17 protein-coding genes are annotated in these 16,743 nt (G+C 59.9%); 13 read left to right on the forward strand and 4 right to left on the reverse strand.

Annotated elements, in window-relative coordinates:
- Window positions 1-51: 51 nt before the first annotated feature.
- The gene (locus tag A6U86_RS30185) at window positions 52-1,377 is read right to left on the reverse strand and encodes an MFS transporter (RefSeq protein WP_083197032.1); all 1,326 of its coding nucleotides are present in this window, start codon (window positions 1,375-1,377) and stop codon (window positions 52-54) included.
- A gap of 429 nt (window positions 1,378-1,806) precedes the next feature.
- Here A6U86_RS30185 and A6U86_RS30190 point away from each other — a divergent pair, with 429 nt between their 5' ends.
- The 11 genes from A6U86_RS30190 (at window position 1,807) to A6U86_RS30235 (ending at window position 11,601) form a co-directional block, all read left to right on the forward strand.
- A complete protein-coding gene (locus A6U86_RS30190; RefSeq protein WP_068399678.1) occupies window positions 1,807-2,250 on the forward strand; it encodes a hypothetical protein in 444 nt (147 codons plus the stop codon).
- Between the two features lie 14 nt (window positions 2,251-2,264).
- Complete coding sequence (locus A6U86_RS35030; protein ID WP_083197034.1) at window positions 2,265-2,675, forward strand: hypothetical protein; 411 nt, start codon at window positions 2,265-2,267, stop codon at window positions 2,673-2,675.
- 13 nt (window positions 2,676-2,688) lie between these two features.
- A complete protein-coding gene (locus tag A6U86_RS30195; protein WP_083197035.1) occupies window positions 2,689-3,288 on the forward strand; it encodes a TetR/AcrR family transcriptional regulator in 600 nt (199 codons plus the stop codon).
- Window positions 3,289-3,539: 251 nt separating this feature from the next.
- Complete coding sequence (locus tag A6U86_RS30200; protein WP_068399683.1) at window positions 3,540-4,571, forward strand: 2-aminoethylphosphonate ABC transporter substrate-binding protein; 1,032 nt, start codon at window positions 3,540-3,542, stop codon at window positions 4,569-4,571.
- Complete coding sequence (locus A6U86_RS30205) at window positions 4,571-5,716, forward strand: ABC transporter ATP-binding protein (protein ID WP_068399388.1); 1,146 nt, start codon at window positions 4,571-4,573, stop codon at window positions 5,714-5,716. Before A6U86_RS30200 ends, A6U86_RS30205 begins: the two co-directional genes overlap by 1 nt.
- Window positions 5,709-6,578 carry a 2-aminoethylphosphonate ABC transporter permease subunit gene (locus tag A6U86_RS30210; protein ID WP_068399391.1) on the forward strand — a complete coding sequence of 290 codons (870 nt, stop codon included), beginning with the start codon at window positions 5,709-5,711 and terminating at the stop codon, window positions 6,576-6,578. The genes A6U86_RS30205 and A6U86_RS30210 overlap by 8 nt, the downstream gene beginning before the upstream one ends.
- The gene (locus tag A6U86_RS30215) at window positions 6,562-7,359 is read left to right on the forward strand and encodes an ABC transporter permease subunit (RefSeq protein ID WP_068399394.1); all 798 of its coding nucleotides are present in this window, start codon (window positions 6,562-6,564) and stop codon (window positions 7,357-7,359) included. The genes A6U86_RS30210 and A6U86_RS30215 overlap by 17 nt, the downstream gene beginning before the upstream one ends.
- A 108-nt stretch (window positions 7,360-7,467) precedes the next feature.
- Window positions 7,468-8,370, forward strand: coding sequence for a LysR family transcriptional regulator (locus A6U86_RS30220; protein ID WP_068399398.1), 903 nt, complete (start codon window positions 7,468-7,470; stop codon window positions 8,368-8,370).
- A 153-nt stretch (window positions 8,371-8,523) separates the two neighbouring features.
- On the forward strand, window positions 8,524-9,678 hold the full coding sequence (locus tag A6U86_RS30225) for a TIGR03364 family FAD-dependent oxidoreductase (RefSeq protein ID WP_068399686.1): 1,155 nt from the start codon (window positions 8,524-8,526) through the stop codon (window positions 9,676-9,678).
- Window positions 9,675-10,478, forward strand: a complete 804-nt coding sequence (phnX, locus tag A6U86_RS30230; RefSeq protein ID WP_068399401.1) for a phosphonoacetaldehyde hydrolase — start codon at window positions 9,675-9,677, stop codon at window positions 10,476-10,478. The genes A6U86_RS30225 and phnX overlap by 4 nt, the downstream gene beginning before the upstream one ends.
- A gap of 121 nt (window positions 10,479-10,599) precedes the next feature.
- Window positions 10,600-11,601 carry a hypothetical protein gene (locus A6U86_RS30235; protein WP_068399403.1) on the forward strand — a complete coding sequence of 334 codons (1,002 nt, stop codon included), beginning with the start codon at window positions 10,600-10,602 and terminating at the stop codon, window positions 11,599-11,601.
- Between the two features lie 25 nt (window positions 11,602-11,626).
- On the opposite strand, the gene A6U86_RS30240 is transcribed toward A6U86_RS30235, so the two are convergent.
- Window positions 11,627-12,646 carry a LacI family DNA-binding transcriptional regulator gene (locus tag A6U86_RS30240; protein WP_068399407.1) on the reverse strand — a complete coding sequence of 340 codons (1,020 nt, stop codon included), beginning with the start codon at window positions 12,644-12,646 and terminating at the stop codon, window positions 11,627-11,629.
- A 107-nt stretch (window positions 12,647-12,753) separates the two neighbouring features.
- Here A6U86_RS30240 and A6U86_RS30245 point away from each other — a divergent pair, with 107 nt between their 5' ends.
- A complete protein-coding gene (locus A6U86_RS30245) occupies window positions 12,754-13,947 on the forward strand; it encodes a phytanoyl-CoA dioxygenase family protein (RefSeq protein ID WP_068399410.1) in 1,194 nt (397 codons plus the stop codon).
- 7 nt (window positions 13,948-13,954) lie between these two features.
- On the forward strand, window positions 13,955-14,764 hold the full coding sequence (locus tag A6U86_RS30250; protein ID WP_068399413.1) for an SDR family oxidoreductase: 810 nt from the start codon (window positions 13,955-13,957) through the stop codon (window positions 14,762-14,764).
- 91 nt (window positions 14,765-14,855) lie between these two features.
- On the opposite strand, the gene A6U86_RS30255 is transcribed toward A6U86_RS30250, so the two are convergent.
- A complete protein-coding gene (locus tag A6U86_RS30255) occupies window positions 14,856-16,010 on the reverse strand; it encodes an alpha-D-ribose 1-methylphosphonate 5-triphosphate diphosphatase (protein WP_068399416.1) in 1,155 nt (384 codons plus the stop codon).
- A complete protein-coding gene (locus tag A6U86_RS30260) occupies window positions 15,997-16,743 on the reverse strand; it encodes a phosphonate C-P lyase system protein PhnL (protein ID WP_068399418.1) in 747 nt (248 codons plus the stop codon). Before A6U86_RS30260 ends, A6U86_RS30255 begins: the two co-directional genes overlap by 14 nt.

Raw genomic sequence — 16,743 nt, forward strand, 5'->3', positions numbered from 1 at the left:
AATGCAACCTGTCAATGGTCGATGCGTCACATTCTCGACGATGCGATCCTTTCAGTGCGTACGGCTGGCGCGGGGAGCCGGTTCGGCATCGACGATCCAGCGGCGGTGCGAGCCGAGCGCGATCAGGAGCACGACCGACAGGAAGCAGCAGCCGGCGAGAATATAGAATCCGACATCGCCGTTCCCGGTGGCCGCATCGACATAGGCCTTGATCTGCGGTGAGGCAAAGCTGCCGAGATTGCCGAGCGAGACGATGAAGGCAATGCCGCTTGCCGCGCCGACGCCGCCCAGATAGCGGGTCGGCAGGCTCCAGAAGACAGGCTGCGAGGATGCTAGCCCCGGAACCGCGATGCAGGCGGCGATAACCATGACCCAGGGGTTCATCGTCAACCCGATCGTTGCAAGCGCAAGGGTGCCGATCGTCAGCATCAAGATGCAGACGACGCGGTGATTATCGTGCTTGTCGGCATAGACGGTGAAGACACGCGTCGCGATGAGCGCGCAGAACCAGGGAAGGCCGAGCAGGACGCCGACCCAGGTATTGATGCCGCCACCCATTGCCTGTGCCAACCGTGCTGGCAGGTAGAAGGTAATGGGACCGACGCCGATCTGGATGAACAGGTAGATGCCGATAAAGGCCAGAACGCGCCAATCCTTCAGCACGCCGAAGACGGAATGCTTGACCTCGGAGAGCTTGCCGCGTTCTTCCGCCTCGATGACGCCAATCAGCGCGTTCTTCTCTTCCGTCGTCAGCCACTTCGCTTCGTTCGGACGGCTTGTCAGGAAGAAGAGCGCGAAAATACCGACAACCGTCGCCGCCAGTCCTTCGACCGCGAACATCCATTGCCAGTTGGTGAGACCGAGCACGTCGTGGTGGGTGAGCAGCCAGCCGGAAAGCGGGGCACCGATCACCAGCGATAGAGGTATGCCAAGGTAAAACAGGCCGGTGGCGCGCGCCCTTTGCTTGGCAGGGAACCAGTAGGTCAGATAGAGCAGGACGCCCGGATAGAACCCGGCTTCGCAGACGCCAAGCATGAAGCGCACGATGTAATAGGTCGTTGCGGTGTGAGCAAAGACCATGCAGGCCGAGACGATCCCCCAGGTGATCATGATGCGGCTCAGCCAGAGGCGCGCGCCGACACGCTGCATGATCAGGTTGCTCGGTACTTCGAATGTCGCATAGCCGAGATAGAGAATGCCGGCGCCGAAGGCATAAGCCGCATCCGAAATGCCGGTATCGGCCTGGTAGGCCGTCTTGGCGAAGCCGACATTGGAGCGATCGAGGAAATTCAGGATCAGCATCAGGCCCAGAAAGGGCAAAAGGCGAATGGTTGCCTTGCGCACGGCGCTCTGCACCGCCGGATTATCGTCAGTCATGTCACTCCTCCCGAACGGTGAGATCCCCAAGTGGCACAATGCCGCTCGAGGCCGCCTCCGTCCTCACCGGATCTCCCTCCGGTCATTTCCATGACGGCTCGCACATGCCCAGCCGTTTGCATATACGCAGATTATATTCATGGGTGAAAAGGTCAATAGCTGTCCTGTCTGGTTTCACAAGCAGTTTTGCGGAGCAGTTTGATAGCCATCCGCCGTGTAGATTTGCGTGGCCTATCCAGGATAGCGGGCCTTTCGGTGGGGATATTCACGGAGCAAAATCACTCACCTTTACAAATGACCGACGGTCAGTCATATATTTGCCGTGTTGTTATATCGGTATGAAGAACGGTCGTCTGCGTGGGGCAGGAGCCTCATGAACAGTTCGCGCCGCAGCCGTCATTCCTATTTTGCATAGGAGGAATGCTTGTCATGATCCGCCACGATCTTACGCATTGGCCACTCGTGCTTTCCGCCGCCCAAGGCTCCATGTCGCTCAAGGAGCAACTCGACTTCCTGTCCGATTGGACGGAGTGGCTCGACCGTGGCGAAACCTTCTCCACCTTGCGGGTCTTCACCGATAGTGAAGCGCTCAAGCGCCCTGATGGCGGTGCGAAGGAGGCCAAGGTCTGGCTTCAATCCAATGGCGAGCGAATCAAGCAGCTTGTCATCGGCATGGCGACCGTCGTGCCGCCGGCGGCCCTGGAAGAGATGAGCCGAATGAATGCCGAAAAGCTGTTCGGTGTTCCCGCGCAGATATTCGACGATGTGAACGAGGCAACGATGTGGCTCGCTTCCGTTTCGGCCACCGTCGGAATGCCGGTGCATATGGGCAGTGTTCTGCGAAGCCTCACCGCGATGCGCGCGCCGTCATGAAGGCGTGCCCATCGATGGCACCGGATTGCGATGAGACCCATTGGCCTCTTGCCATTCTGGTTGCGGAAGCGCCGTTGGATGCCGAAGCCATGCGATCAGGCCTCGATCGGGTCGAGGGTTGGCTGGAGCGCAAGCAGCCGTTTGCGCTTCTGCTGATCGCGGCTTGCGAGCCCATGTTTTTTGGTGATGCGGCGATGCTGCGGATAGTGGCGCAACGGATTGAGAGCGCTGGAGACGCTCTTCATCGATCGCTACTCGGCGTTGCGGTTGTCGTTCCCGAGGCAATAACCGATGCTGCGCGGCAAAGTCTTGCTCGTCTTCCGCTCGATATGCCGTTAGAAATCTTCGAGAAAGGCCTGCATGCGGCAGAATGGTTATGTCGATCCGTTCTCAAGCCTGCCGGACTTGCCATCGAGAGCCTGTGAACAAGGAGAGCCCGTGACCGTCGCAGACCGCCAGCGCCCGCGCACCAAGCCGCCGGAAATCCGTCGCGAGGAATTGATGGATGCCGCCCAGCGCCTGTTTCTGGAAAAGGGCTTTGCTGCCACCAGCGTTGCGGAAATCGTTGAAGCCGCCGACGTCGCAAAGGGCACTTTCTATCTCCATTTCCAGACCAAGGATGATGTGCTTGCCGGTTTGAAGATCCGGTTCATCGAACAATTCTGCCAGAAGGTCGATGCGGCCAATGCAGCAGCCGCTACCGGCAGCTGGATGTACCGGTTTGATGTCTGGATGGAGACCTGCGTATTCGGCTATCTTGACGCGGTCCCGCTGCACGATCTGGTTTTCCAGCAATTCCACCCCGCCAAGCGTGGCATGAAGCGGGCCAACCCGATCGTCACCCGCCTGACATCCTTTCTGCTGGAAGGTCGTGATGCCGGTGCATTCTCATTTGTCGATGCCAGGCTTACGGCCGTCATGCTGTTCAATGCCATGCATGGTGCCGTGGATGACTGTCTGGCCGACGGACCATCGGTCGACCGGCAAAAGCTTGCTGGTGCGGTCACGGATTTCTGTCGACGCGCCATCAGTTCGTAAACTGATACTGGACGAGCGCGGCAACCGCTTCATTAAAAAGTCGCGGATGGTTTGCGCTTGGCACCGCATCATCACTCACCTGCGTACCTCAGTCTGAAGACAGAATAAGAGATAAGCTTACCTTATTAAAATTATAGGCAATAACTATTGTCATATAAATGAAATAGTCTTTGACTATGAATTTGCTCGCGCCGTTTCACATCAACCCACTCCGTGCTGGCTGGGTCAGGTCATTGAGCAAAGGAAATATCATGAAAACCAAATCCATTTTTGCGATTGCGGGCTTGCTTGCTTCGGTCGCGCTGCCGGCCATGGCGGCGGATAACGTCGTGACGATCTACAGCGCCGATGGCCTGCATGACGGCACGCCGAGCTGGTACGGTAACGAATTCGAAGCCTTCACCAAGGCGACCGGCATCAAAGTTCAGTATGTTGAAGCAGGCTCCAGCGGCGTCGTTGACCGGCTGTCGAAGGAAAAATCCAATACCCAGGCCGACGTTCTCGTGACCCTGCCGCCCTTCGTGCAGAAGGCGGCCAGCGAAGGCCTGCTTGACGCCTATACGCCCGCCGGCGCCGATAAGATCGACGCGCGCGACAAGGACCCGAAGGGCCTCTATGTCGCGATGATCAACAATTACCCGAACTTCATCTACAACAGCTCGGTGCTGAAGACGCCGCCGGCGACCTATCAGGACCTGCTCGATCCGAAGTTCAAGCAGAAGATCCAGTATTCCACGCCCGGCCAGGCAGGCGATGGCACCGCCTTGATGCTGCAGGCATTCCATGCCTTTGGCGGCAAGGATTCCGGCCTCGACTATTTGAAGAAGCTTCAGGTCAACAATCTCGGCCCGTCCGCCTCGACCGGCAAGCTGACCGCGCTGGTCAACAAGGGCGAGCTCTATGTCGCCAACGGCGATCTGCAGATGAACCTGGCGCAGCAGGCTGACAATCCGAACATCAAGATCTTCTTCCCCGCAGGCCCGGATGGCAAGAAGACCGCGTTCCCGCTTCCCTATTACATTGCGCTTGTTTCCAGCGCGCCGCATTCGGACAACGGTAAGAAGCTGATCGACTTCCTGCTCAGCGAAGACGCCCAGAAGGATGTCAGCGCCGTCGCTCAGGGCTTGCCGGTTCGCACCGACATCAATCCGACCGACGAGAACTTCGCCAAGCTTCACGCCATCATGGACGGCATCGAAATCTGGTCGCCGGACTGGACCAAGGTGCTTGCCGATCTAAAGCAGGACGTCGATGCCTACGGCAAGGCGATCGCGAGCAACTGATGTCGATAGCAAACGCAAAGCTATCCGAAAACGGCCGGCCGACGACATCGTCGTCGGCCGCAGCCGCCAAGCGTATCACCTTCGAGAATGTCTCGGTTGCCTATGGCGGCCTCACGGTTCTCGACTCGCTGAACCTCACGGTCAGCCCCGGTGAGATCGTCGCCCTGATCGGCCCATCGGGCTCGGGAAAAACCACGGCTCTCAGAGCTGTGGCCGGCTTCGTGCACCCATCCGGCGGCCGTATCATGATCGGCGACAGGGACGTCACCAATCTCGCGCCCTATGACCGCGACATCGGCATGGTCGTACAGAACTATGCACTGTTTCCGCATATGCGGGTCGAGGAAAATGTCGCTTTCGGATTGCGGGCTCGCCGCGCGCCGGAGGAGATTATTCGCGCCCGTGTTCCCGAAGCGCTCGCCATGGTCGGAATGGCCAATTACGCGAAGCGTTATCCACGTGAGCTTTCCGGCGGCCAGCAGCAGCGTGTCGCCATCGCCCGCGCCATTGCCATCCGGCCACAGGTGCTGCTTCTCGATGAGCCGCTTTCGGCGCTCGATGCGCAGATCCGTCGCTCGATGGTCGACGAGCTCGCAAGGCTGCATCGCGAGCTGCCGTCGCTGACCGTGCTTTATGTGACACATGATCAGTCCGAGGCGCTGACGCTCGCCAACCATATCGGCATCATGCGCGATGGAAAGCTGAAGGCGTTCGGCGATGCCCAGTCCCTATTCCGTTATCCACCGAACCGCTTCGCCGCCGAGTTTCTCGGGCGCGCCAACCTCCTTGAGGTCAAGGGCCTGCAGCCGCTTGACGAGCATCGGGCGCAGGTGCGGTTTGGCGATCAGCTTCTGGTCGCACGCAACCATCATCGTCTGCCGATGGGAAGCGATTGCCTACTGTGCGCCAGGCCGCATGATTTTCGGCTGGATGCTTCTGAGGGCGAGAGCAATCGGTTGACCGGCGTCGTGCGCAGCGTCCAATGGCAGGGCGACACGCACAACGTCACGCTTGAAGTGGCGGGGCAGGAGGTTCGAATGTCCTCCGCGCCGATGAGCGCGCCGCCGTCTCTTGGGTCCATGCTGACGCTCCACCTCAATTCCGCCGATGTAACATTGGTGCCGGAGGACGGCCGCAATGGCTGATGTCGCCGCAGCAACACTTGCGCCCAAGCCGCGCTGGGACCGCTTCTGGACGGTGCCGCCGCTTCTCGTTCTCGCAGTCTTGTTCTTCTATCCGCTGGCGCTGATTATCAGGCAGTCCCTTGGCGATCCCGGCACCCTATCACTTGCGGCATTTGCCGAGGTCTTGTCGTCCCGCGAGTTTCTTGATGGGCTCCAGCATACGATCGTCATCGCGCTCGGCTCGACGGCGGGGTGCCTTGTGCTCGGCTTCATCTTCTCGCTGGTGATCGCCTTCGTTCCTTTTCCGGGTGCGAAGTTCTGCGGGCGGCTGATCGATACGTTCATCGCCTTGCCGACCTTTCTCGTGACGCTTGCCTTCACCTTCATCTATGGCTCGGCGGGTCTCGTGAACGAAAGCCTGATGCGGTTGATGCATGTCGATCTGCCGCCGCTCGACTTTCTCTATTCGCAGTGGGGCGTGATACTCGCGGAAACAACTGTCTATACGCCCTTCGTCATGCGGCCGCTGCTGGCGACCTTTTCACAGATCGACCAGGCGCAGATCGAAGTTGCCAGCAGCCTCGGCGCAAAGCCTTGGCGTATCGGGCGGCAGGTAATCCTCCCGGCGGCCATGCCGGCTCTGATCGCCGGCGGCAGTCTCTGCCTGCTGCTGACGGTCAACGAATTCGGCATCGTGCTGTTCATCGGCGCCAAGGGCGTCATCACGCTGCCTGTTCTCGTTTACGCCAAGGCGATCCAGGAATTCGACTATACGACCGCTTGCGTCATCGCCGTGGTCAATGTTGTGCTGTCGCTTGGTCTTTATAGTCTCTATCGGGCCGTGATCGCCCATTTCGGAGGCAATCGTGCTGGTGTGGTCTAAATCGGGGCGGCTGCTGGTCTGGGGCGTCGCCATCCCGCTGTTTCTCATCGTCTACGGATTGCCGATCGCGGTGATCGCCTTGGCGAGCGTCAGCGGTCAATGGAACGACATTCTTCCGACCAAGCTGACGCTGGTTCACTATGCCAATGCCTTCAGGAGTGATTCTTTCGACAGCCTGAAAGTGAGCATCGCCACGGGAGCGATCGCCAGCGTCGCCGCGCTCATCAGCGGCACATGGGCGGCTTTGGCTTTGCGGAAACTGAACCCTTTGCGCAAACGCATTCTCGATCTCGTCTTCTTCATTCCAAGCGCCGTCCCCTCGGTCTCCATCGGCCTTGGCCTGCTCGTCGCTTTCAGCCAGCCGCCGCTGCTCCTGAACGGCACGCGGCTGATCGTGCTGATCGCGCATTTCGTGCTGATCTCGGCGTTCACCTACGGCAATGTTTCAGCCGGCCTTGCACGCCTGCCCGTCGAATGCGAGCAGATCGCCGAAAGCCTCGGCGCCCGTCCTTTCTATCGGCTGCGACGGATCACGCTTCCGCTGTTGATGCCCTATCTCGTCGCTGCCTTCAGCCTCAGCTTCGCGCTGTCGATGGGCGAGCTGGGAGCGACCGTGATGATCTATCCGCCGGGCTGGGTCACCTTGCCGGTCAATATCTTCGCTCTCTCCGATCGTGGCGCCATCTTCGATGCCGCAACGCTGACGATGATCCTGGGTGTGGCAACGCTGATCGTGCTTTGGGGGCTCTCGCGCCTCTCCAACAGATCGGTCCAGCGCTGACGCCACGCCGCCGACATGTCCGGCCTTTATGGAAAGCGAGTTGCCACGGTGGGGTCGGCGACTTATTGAACTGTATATCTGTGCGATTTCAGGGTGGGACCATCGCGAATGCCGTCTGTTACGCTTGCGCAAATGAAGGCCGTCGAAGCATTGGCACGCACGGGAAAATTCTCGCGTGCGGCTGAAGATCTGGGGATCAGCCAGCCGTCGGTTTCCACACAGGTCCAGTCATTCGAGGAATTGTGCCGCACCCGCGTTTTTATTCGTGATGGACATAACATCAGCGTCGCACCATCCGCAGTCAGTCTGATCGCCAAGATCAGGGTGACGCTGAAATGCCTCAATGAGGTCGACAGGGCGATCACCGACACCACATCGCTGAACAGCGGCACGATCTCTATCGGCTTCAGCGCGCACCGGCTCATCATGCCGGTCTTGACGGCCTTCGTTCGGCAATTTCCGTCTCTGCGTTTGACGACGCGGGGCGGTCCGTCTCTGGAACTGGCCGACGCTGTGCTGCGCGGCGAGCTTGATGTCGCGACGATTTCCCAGGTCACGCCCGACAGCCGCTTTTCATCGCTGCGGCTGCACGAATCCCGCGTGGCGATCTATGGCCGCAAGGGAGATCCCATGCTTGAGAAAGGTCGCTTGACTTTGGCCGATCTCGATGGCCACGACATGGTGCTGTGGAACAAATCCTCCGGCACCCGCATGCTGCTCGAAGACGCTGCCAGCAAGCAGGGCGTGAAGCTGAAGCCCGTCCTCGAAGTGGCAACACTCGATGTCGCCTATGCTGCCGCTGCCGCCGGCATAGGGTTGGCGATTTCCATCGAGGGGGAGGTCCGGTCCGACGATCACATAGACGTCGTTCCGCTGGTCGAACCCGAACTGGCCATCGGCCACTATCTCGTTACCTTGCCGGAATGCCGCGATCACGCGGCCATTGCAGCCTTCTTCGAGGTCGCGAGGGAGCATGCGCTCGAGATGGACGGCGAGCTCCCTTTCAATTGATGGAAAATATAGCCACTTCATATAATTTCACAGAATTTATAATTCTGTCATATGATTTTGCTATGCCTTACCCTATAAAGTCCGACCAAAGACTCGGTGGCGTTTGCAAGGCCAATCGAAGAGAGCTGGGCTGGCTGAGGAAAGGGCAGTGTGATGGCAGTTGGATATGATCTTGCGGTAGTCGGCGCTGGTATCGTCGGGCTCGGTATGGCGCTGGCTGCGACGCGACAGGGCAAGAAAGTCGTTGTCATCGAGCGCAATGCCAAGGCCGTTGGTGCCTCCATTCGCAATTTCGGCTTCGTCACCATTTCCGGACAGAAGGCTGGCGCGCATTGGGAGCGGGCCATGCGCAGCCGCGACATCTGGGCCGAGATCGTCGATGAGGCAGGTATCTCGGTGCTGCATCGCGGTCTGGTGATGCCGGCCCGGCGCGACGAGGCTGCGGTCGTGGTGGAAGCCTTTCTCAAAACGCCGATGGGCGAGAAATGCCGCCTGATGACGGCAACCGAGGCGGGGGATCTCGTGCCCGGCATGCGCCTCGACGAAGTCAAATCGATCCTCTACAGCCCGCACGAGCTGCGTGTAGAATCTTCCGAGGCTTTGCCGAAACTCGCCGCCTGGCTCGAAGCCAGACACAACGTCGACTTTCGATGGAACACCGCCGTTCGGGCGATCGACGGCACTCGGATCGAAACAAGCCATGGCCTCATCGAAGCCGAAGCAGTCGTCGTTTGCCCCGGCGACGATTTCTCGACGCTTTTCCCCGATGTCATCGGCAGCCATCCATTGACGATCTGCACGCTGCAGATGCTGCGTGTCTCGCCTGGGCAGCCAAGCCGGTTTGGCGCCGCTGTCATGTCGGATATGAGCCTGGCGCGCTACGAGGGCTTTGCCGATTTGCCGGAGGCGGTAGCGCTCGGAATGCGGCTGGATCGGGAGGAAGCCGAGAGCCGCGCCGCCGGTATCCATCTGATCGCCGTCCAGTCTGCGGATGGCTCGCTCGTCGTCGGCGACAGCCATGTTTATGGCAATGCCCAGCAGCCCTTTGCAAGCGACCGTTTCGACCAGCTTATTCTCAATGAATTCGACCGTGTCTTCGACCTTCCGGGCCGGCATGTGGTCAACCGATGGATCGGCACCTATGCCTCCTCGAAGACGCGCAATGTTCTGGTCGAGCGTCCTGCGGATAATATTCGGCTCGCGATGGTAACGGGCGGCACCGGTGCTTCGACCGGCTTCGCGTTGGGCGAGCAGGTCATCGATGATCTTTATGGTTCAAAATCGGGTTCATGGGAGACAGAGCAATGAGCCAGCTGAAAGCCGTTGTATTCGATTGGGCAGGAACCGTGATCGATTTCGGGTCCTTCGCTCCGATGGGCGTATTCGTCGAGGCCTTCAGCCGTTTCGGCATCGAGGTCACCATCCCGGAAGCGAGAGAGCCGATGGGTCGCCCGAAATGGGATCACATAGACGCGATGCTGAAGCAGCCGCGCATTCACGAGCTATGGACGGCGCGCCATGGCAAGGCGCCGACGGCGGCAGACGTGGACGCAGTCTACGAGGTCTTCGTTCCGATGAACGAGGAGGTCGTGCATAAATTTGCAGATCTCGTGCCCGGCACCACCGAAGTCGTTGGATCGTTGCGCCAGCGCGGCCTCAAGATCGGCTCGACGACGGGTTATACCCGTTCGATCATGGAGCGCGTCCTGCCGCTTGCCAAGGAACAGGGCTACGAGGTCGACAATCTCGTGTGTGCCGGCGACCTTCCGCATGGCCGGCCGACACCGATGAACATGTACAAGTGCTTTCTCGATCTCGACGTCTGGCCCGCCAATGCGGTCGTCAAGGTCGATGATACCGGCGTTGGTATCGACGAGGGTGTTGCCGCCGGCTGCTGGACGGTCGGTCTCGCATTGAGCGGCAATGAAGCCGGTCTGACGCCGCAGGAAGTCGCGACCATGGCACCCGACGCGCTTGCCAGGGTCCGCGAACATGCGTCCGGTGTGCTGAAAAAGCACGGGGCTCATTATGTCATTGATACGGTCGCCGATCTGATGCCTGTCATTGACGACGTCGAACGTCGGCTTGCCGCAGGCGAGCGGCCTTGATCTGCCAAGGGCTCAAATAGGGATTATTCGACAGCACGACAACGAAACGCATCGCGGCGAAGAAAAGCCTTTGCTATGATGTGGGAAGAACTAGGCTAACGTCATCACAAGAGGATGCCGCATGCTCTTCCATCGTTTTCCGGCATGGAATCTTGCTCATGCGCTCTATTTCGATCAGCGCATGGGCGCTGCCGACAGTCCTTTCATTCGACATCGCTTCAAGGAAGGGTTTGACGAAGGCTGGATCAGCCCCGCTCACCAGCGTCAGGCGCTCGAGATGTTCGTTCTCGCCGAGGAGCCTTTGCTTCCACCCGATCTGGATATCGACCCACGGCCGATCGACGGCCACCTTCACTGGATTGGCCATGTCGCTCCCGATCTCAACGTCCGGCCGATGGGGCGCTATCAGGTAGATGAGCTCCGCGCGCTCAAAAACCTGATCATTTCCAATCTCGCCGTACGGAATATCACCGTCTCCTCCGCGAGCTTTGATGAGATCACCACGGATTTGGAAGAAATTCCGGAAAGGGTCCGGTGGTTTGCCGGCGATCGGATGCTGCACGAGGTCGAGTTGGAATTCACCATGGCGTCCATCAGCCTGGAACTCACCCGGCGAGGCATTCCGACCTACAGCCAGGTCCTGCCCGATATCATCGGTTCCGAGGCAAAGGCGGGCAATACGGAGCCTGCCGATCTGGCGATCGTGAAACTCTATTTTGAGAACCAGATCGAGGTGCCATCGCCGGCGACGTTTTCCGAGGCTCTCAATCTTCGCGAGAACCCGCGCATCGAGGCCTGGCGGGGAAAGGTCCGCTCATGGTCGGATGAACTTCAGGCTGGAGAGATCGATTTCGGGCATATCAAGACCGCTATTGACGACGCCAATGGCTATTTGAAAGGGGCGAGCCTGCCCTCGCGGCTGCTGCCGCATTGGTCGTGGATCTGCACTCTGCCCATGGGTTTCGTCGAAGTATTTGTTGCAAGAGAGGAGCTTGCTCATCACATCGGAGCTGGCCTGCTGGCGATAGAGAGCCTGCATCTTCTGGGAAAGGCGCTCAATCACGCGGTTCGATCGCCGGATCCGCTTCAGTATAAGTGGTTTCTGGTGAGCAGCCGGGATTAGGAAGTGGCATGCAAGGCCGTTGCAGTCACTGTGTCGGCTCGAAGGGGGTTGCGATTGCCACTCTCGACGGAGCCACCTGAAAATCGGGCGGCAGCATCCGGTGATAGGCGAGCATCAGCTGACAGGCACTGCGGGCGTCGTGCCGCAGATCGTGATGGATGACGAAGGTAATGGCGCCGGTCGCGAGCAGCCTGACATTGTCCTGATCGAGATCGTGCGCGGCGAAAACGGCGCATTCGCGCCGGGCTTCGGTGAAGGCTTTCAATATGGCGCGATTGCCGCCGCCGATCGAATAAACCGCGCGAATATCCGGCTCCCGTTCCAAGGCGTCTCGGACGAGCAGCTGGGTTGTTCTGTCGACGCCAAATCCCTCGGAAATCCGCACGGTCGAAAGATGAGGGAAACGATCCGCGAGAACATTGCGGAATCCCTGCTCGCGCTCGTCCTCGCCGGCAAAGAGCCTGCTCGATAGCGTTACCAGCACCTTGCCGGGTTGTTCTCCCGCCATGCGGCCGAGCAGATGGGCGGCGGTTGCGCCCGCAACGCGATTGTCCATGCCGACGTAGCCGATGCGGGAATCCGCTGGCAGATCGGTGACCAGGGTGACAACAGGAATCCTTGCCGCCATCAGTTGGGCGGCAAGTTCGGCAATGGCCGGCGTCGAGGCAGCCTTCAGGACGACGCCGTGGCTGCCGCGCCGGCGGATGGTATTGAGGATGGACAGCAGCTCCTGCTCGCTCATCGTCTCGGCAACATGAAACCGCGCAGAGAATGAGGCCGGGCGCATACCGGGCAATTCCGCCTCGAATGCTTCGCGCACTGCCGTGGAAAAACGTTGCGGCGTATCCATCACGATGTCGATGACGAAGCGCCGCCCGGCGAGGCCCGATTGTACATATTGCCGTTCCAGCTCGGAAATTGCTGCAGCAACGCGGGTGCGTGTTACCACGCGAACGCCGGCACGTTCATGCATCACCCGGTCCACGGTCGCCAGACTCAAGCCGGCCTGTAGGGCAATGTCTTTCAGTGGGAAGCGTGATTTCACCTGCCATCCTTCTGAGGTGTTTTTGAGGTGTTTTCAGTCTTTTTCATAGACCGGGGCGAGGTTACCTTCAACACATAAATCGAACGTCATCTCGGGAGGAGAACATCATGGACGCTCAGACACTGACCAGCCGGCGCAGCCAAAAAGTTTGGCTTTCGGCCGATTGCGGCAATCTCGATCATTTCAAGGTTCTGGTTGAAAAGACCGCCGATCCGGCAGACTGGCCACTTGCCGATCGGATCGAGAAAAGCATTCTCATCTATGATGGGAAGAAGGTTCGCAACGCCGCGGGAGACGAACACGAGCGGCGGGAGCTGATGGCCGAGTGGGTTGAAGCCTTCACCTCAGGGCCGGGCATCATCGTCATCAAGAATGCCATGCCTGATACTGCCGTTGTCGACCGTGCGACCGCTGTTTTCGAAGCCATCGTCCGCGAGGAAAAGGAGAAGGGCAGGGGAGCAGGCGATCATTTCGCCAAGCCCGGCGCCAACGACCGCATCTGGAACTCCCTGGAGAAACATTGCCTGGCGGACCCGGAGAATTTCGCTCACTACTACGCCTCGACTGCCATCGCCATGGTATCGGAAGCCTGGTTGGGCGTCGGCTACCAGATGACCGCGCAGATGAACCGGGTGAACCCCGGCGGCACGGCGCAGAAGCCGCATCGCGATTATCATCTCGGCTTCATGACGCCGCGGCAGATGCAGTCCTATCCCGGCCATATTCATGCGGTTTCGCCGCTGCTGACTTTGCAGGGAGCGGTCGCGCACTGCGATATGCCGCTCGAGAGTGGACCGACGCTCTTCCTGCCCTATTCGCAAACCTTCTTTGAAGGCTACATCGCCTTCGGCCGCCCGGAGTTCCAGGCCTATTTCGCCGAGCATCACGTGCAGCTGCCGCTGGAAAAGGGCGATGCCGTCTTCTTCAATCCGGCGGTCATGCATGGCGCCGGCAACAATGTCTCCAAGGATATCTATCGCATGGCGAACCTCCTGCAGGTGTCATCGGCTTTCGGGCGGGCGATGGAGAGCGTCAATAGAAGCCGCATGTCGGTAACGGCCTATCCGGCGTTGCTCGCCGCCGTTCAGGCAGGTGTGTTCAGCCGCGCCGAGGCGACCAATGTTGTTGCATCGACGGCCGAAGGCTATGCCTTCCCCACCAATCTCGACAGCGATCCGCCGGTCGGAGGTCTGGCTCCGAAAACACAGGCTCAAATCATGGCCGAAGCCCTTGATGCGGGGATGGATGCCGGGCATTTTGCCGAGCTGATCGCCGCACATGCGGCACGCAGGGAGGCGTGAGGATTCTATGAACCGACTGGATGGAAAATTTGCCGTTGTGACCGGTGGCACGCAGGGACTAGGTGCGGAGGTCGCGCGTCTCTTTGCCGAACGCGGGGCGGCAGGGATTACGATCTGCGGCCGCAGCACCGCAAAGGGCGAGGCCAAGGCACGGGAGATTGGTGAGCGCTATGGCGCCCCGGTTATCTTCGTTGCGGCCGATCTGGGCCGAGTCGAAGACTGCCGCAAGGTCATAGAGGCGGCGGCCGAGCGGTTTGGCCGGATCGATGCCCTGGTCAACGTTGCCGCGACCACTGATCGAGGGACGATTCTCGACACCAGCCCGGAACTGTTCGACCAGATCTTCGCCATCAATGTGCGCGCGCCGTTCTTTCTGATGCAGGACGCGATCAAGAATATGATCGCCAATGGAGTCGAGGGCACGATCGTCAATATCTCCTCGATGTCGTCGATGGCCGGGCAGCCCTTCATCAGCGCCTATTGCTCGTCCAAGGGCGCGCTCGACACGCTAACCCGCAACACTGCCTTCTCGCTGCTCAGAAACCGGATCAGGGTCAATGCGCTCAACATCGGCTGGATGTCGAGCGATGGCGAGGATCGCATTCAGCGGGAGTATCATGGCGCCGCCGATGACTGGTTGGCAAAGGCGGCCGCCAATCAGCCCTTCGGTCGGTTGGTCGATCCGGCCGAGGTCGCCCGCGCCGTCGCCTATCTGTCCTCCGAGGAATCCGGCCTGATGACCGGTGCGACGATCAATCTGGATCAATCGATCTGGGGTGCCTATGAAGGCACGCCGCACCCGCAGAAGGCGATGTAAGGTATATGATTGGGCGGGAGGGCAACGCCCTCCCGCTGACGACGGGGTGCTGCGTCTCGACGCGAAGCGCCAACCAGCCGTTTCGAGTGGCCTAGAAGCCTTTGATCGAGCCGTCGGACCAAACCATCTTGCCGCCGCGGATGGTGCTACGCACGCGCGGCACGCGGCCGCGCTCGGCGATCACGAGATCGGCGCGCAGCCCTTCGGCGATCCGGCCGCGGTCGTTGAGGCCGAGTGCCTTTGCCGGATTGGAGCTTGCCAACGCAGCCGAGGCGGGAAGGCCGCCCGTGCCGATTTCCGCAAGAGCGATGACAGCCGGAAGAATGGCCGATGGATGATAGTCGCTGGCAAGGATATCGAGGACGCCGGCCTCGTAGGCTTCACGGGCGGAGAGATTGCCGGAATAGGACAGGCCTCTCAGCGCATTCGGAGCGCCCATCGCGGTCGCCAATCCGAGTTTCCTTGCTTCCGTCGCAGTCGCGATATTGATCGGAAACTCGCTGATCGCCGCGCCGAGGCTGTGGAGCAGCGCGACCTTCTCGATGGTGTCGTCATCATGGGAGGCGAGCACTACGCCGTGCTCGCGCGCCAGGTCCGCCAGTCCGTTGATGATGTCCGTGCTGTCGCCGTGTTCGGTGCGGGCCGCCATGCGCTGTTTCACAAGCTCTGCAGCCTGGGCTTCGCTGATCTTCTTTGCCTTTGCCGTATTGGCGATATGCAATTCGATATCGCGATATTGGCCCTGGCCCGGCGTGTGGTCCATGAGCGAAATCAGGTGGATCGCGCCCGCGTCGATCAGCGTCTTTGCCTCTTTCAGGGCGGGCAGGAAGGTCACCTCGAAGCGGCCGTGGACGCGATGGTCGATCAAGAGTTCGTCTCGCATCGATGCGAGTTTTTCGATCATTGCTCGGGTATTTTCCGCCGAGCGGACATGGCCGTAGGTTGCCGGCGTGAAGGCAACAGCCGCATAGGCGGTCGTTACGCCGTTGGCGGCAAGCATCTTGTCGAGGTCGTAGACGCCGAGTTCCAGCGGCATTCGGACGTTGACCCGCGGCTCCACGCATTTCTCGATCATATCGCCATGCATGTCGACGAAGCCGGGCAGTAGAAACCGGCCGTGGCCGTCTACATCTGCGCCCTCGACCGGCCGTTCGCTGATCTCTGCGATCAGCCCCTCTTCGATCCTGACGGCGCCGCGCTCGATCACGCGGTCCTGCAATACAATCTCAAAATTACTCAGCCACATCGTCTTGCTCGTCCTCGATCTTGATGGCTTCCAGATGAAGTTCCTGGTCGATCAATGCCCTTACATCCTCTGGATGATGAAAGACACCGATCATTGCAACGCCTGACGCCTTGAGCTGTGCCAGTCTTTCGACCAGTGCCCGCCGGGCGGCGTGATCGAGCGAGGCCGTCGGCTCGTCGAGCAGCAGGAGACGCTGCGGCAGGATCAGCGCACGGGCCAGATTGACCTTCTGCTGCTCGCCGCCTGAGAATGTCGAGGGATAGGCAGACCAGAGCTGCTTCTTCACACCGAAAGCGTCGAGCCAGCGCCGCGCTTCGGCGAGGGATTCAGCATGTGAGTTGCCGGCGAGCCTCAGCGGCTCGGCAACAAGCTCCTCCGCCGCGACACGCGGACGCGCATTCAGGAACTGGGTGACGAAGCCGATTTCACGCCGGCGCAGCACGGCGATATCGACATCCGCGGCAGTCGCGAGATCGATGATCCCTTCCTTCGTATGATAATAGACATGGCCGCCGCGCGGCAGGTAGGAACGATAGAGCGTACGCAGCAATGTCGATTTGCCCGCGCCATTCTCCCCTTTGAGCAGAATGAATTCGCCTTCGCCGAGCTCGAAGTCGATATTCTCGAAGGCAAACAGCGTGCGCTTCAAATGATGCATTTCGAATTGCTTCGAGAGGCCTTCGACGCGCAACACCGGAGCTGGAACTTGTCGGGCGGAAACCTGAATGTTCAT

The organism is Rhizobium sp. AC27/96 (assembly GCF_001692325.1).
Lineage (GTDB): Bacteria > Pseudomonadota > Alphaproteobacteria > Rhizobiales > Rhizobiaceae > Rhizobium.

Excerpts from the sequence above, each read along its gene's own strand:
- A6U86_RS30185 (WP_083197032.1), bottom strand. The coding sequence starts at position 1,377 with ATGACTGACGATAATCCGGCGGTGCAGAGCGCCGTGCGCAAGGCAACC.
- A6U86_RS30190 (WP_068399678.1), top strand. The coding sequence starts at position 1,807 with ATGATCCGCCACGATCTTACGCATTGGCCACTCGTGCTTTCCGCCGCC.
- A6U86_RS35030 (WP_083197034.1), top strand. The coding sequence starts at position 2,265 with ATGGCACCGGATTGCGATGAGACCCATTGGCCTCTTGCCATTCTGGTT.
- A6U86_RS30200 (WP_068399683.1), top strand. The coding sequence starts at position 3,540 with ATGAAAACCAAATCCATTTTTGCGATTGCGGGCTTGCTTGCTTCGGTC.
- A6U86_RS30205 (WP_068399388.1), top strand. The coding sequence starts at position 4,571 with ATGTCGATAGCAAACGCAAAGCTATCCGAAAACGGCCGGCCGACGACA.
- A6U86_RS30210 (WP_068399391.1), top strand. The coding sequence starts at position 5,709 with ATGGCTGATGTCGCCGCAGCAACACTTGCGCCCAAGCCGCGCTGGGAC.
- A6U86_RS30220 (WP_068399398.1), top strand. The coding sequence starts at position 7,468 with ATGCCGTCTGTTACGCTTGCGCAAATGAAGGCCGTCGAAGCATTGGCA.
- A6U86_RS30225 (WP_068399686.1), top strand. The coding sequence starts at position 8,524 with ATGGCAGTTGGATATGATCTTGCGGTAGTCGGCGCTGGTATCGTCGGG.
- phnX (WP_068399401.1), top strand. The coding sequence starts at position 9,675 with ATGAGCCAGCTGAAAGCCGTTGTATTCGATTGGGCAGGAACCGTGATC.
- A6U86_RS30235 (WP_068399403.1), top strand. The coding sequence starts at position 10,600 with ATGCTCTTCCATCGTTTTCCGGCATGGAATCTTGCTCATGCGCTCTAT.
- A6U86_RS30245 (WP_068399410.1), top strand. The coding sequence starts at position 12,754 with ATGGACGCTCAGACACTGACCAGCCGGCGCAGCCAAAAAGTTTGGCTT.
- A6U86_RS30250 (WP_068399413.1), top strand. The coding sequence starts at position 13,955 with ATGAACCGACTGGATGGAAAATTTGCCGTTGTGACCGGTGGCACGCAG.
- A6U86_RS30255 (WP_068399416.1), bottom strand. The coding sequence starts at position 16,010 with ATGTGGCTGAGTAATTTTGAGATTGTATTGCAGGACCGCGTGATCGAG.
- A6U86_RS30260 (WP_068399418.1), bottom strand. The coding sequence starts at position 16,743 with ATGAACATTCAGGTTTCCGCCCGACAAGTTCCAGCTCCGGTGTTGCGC.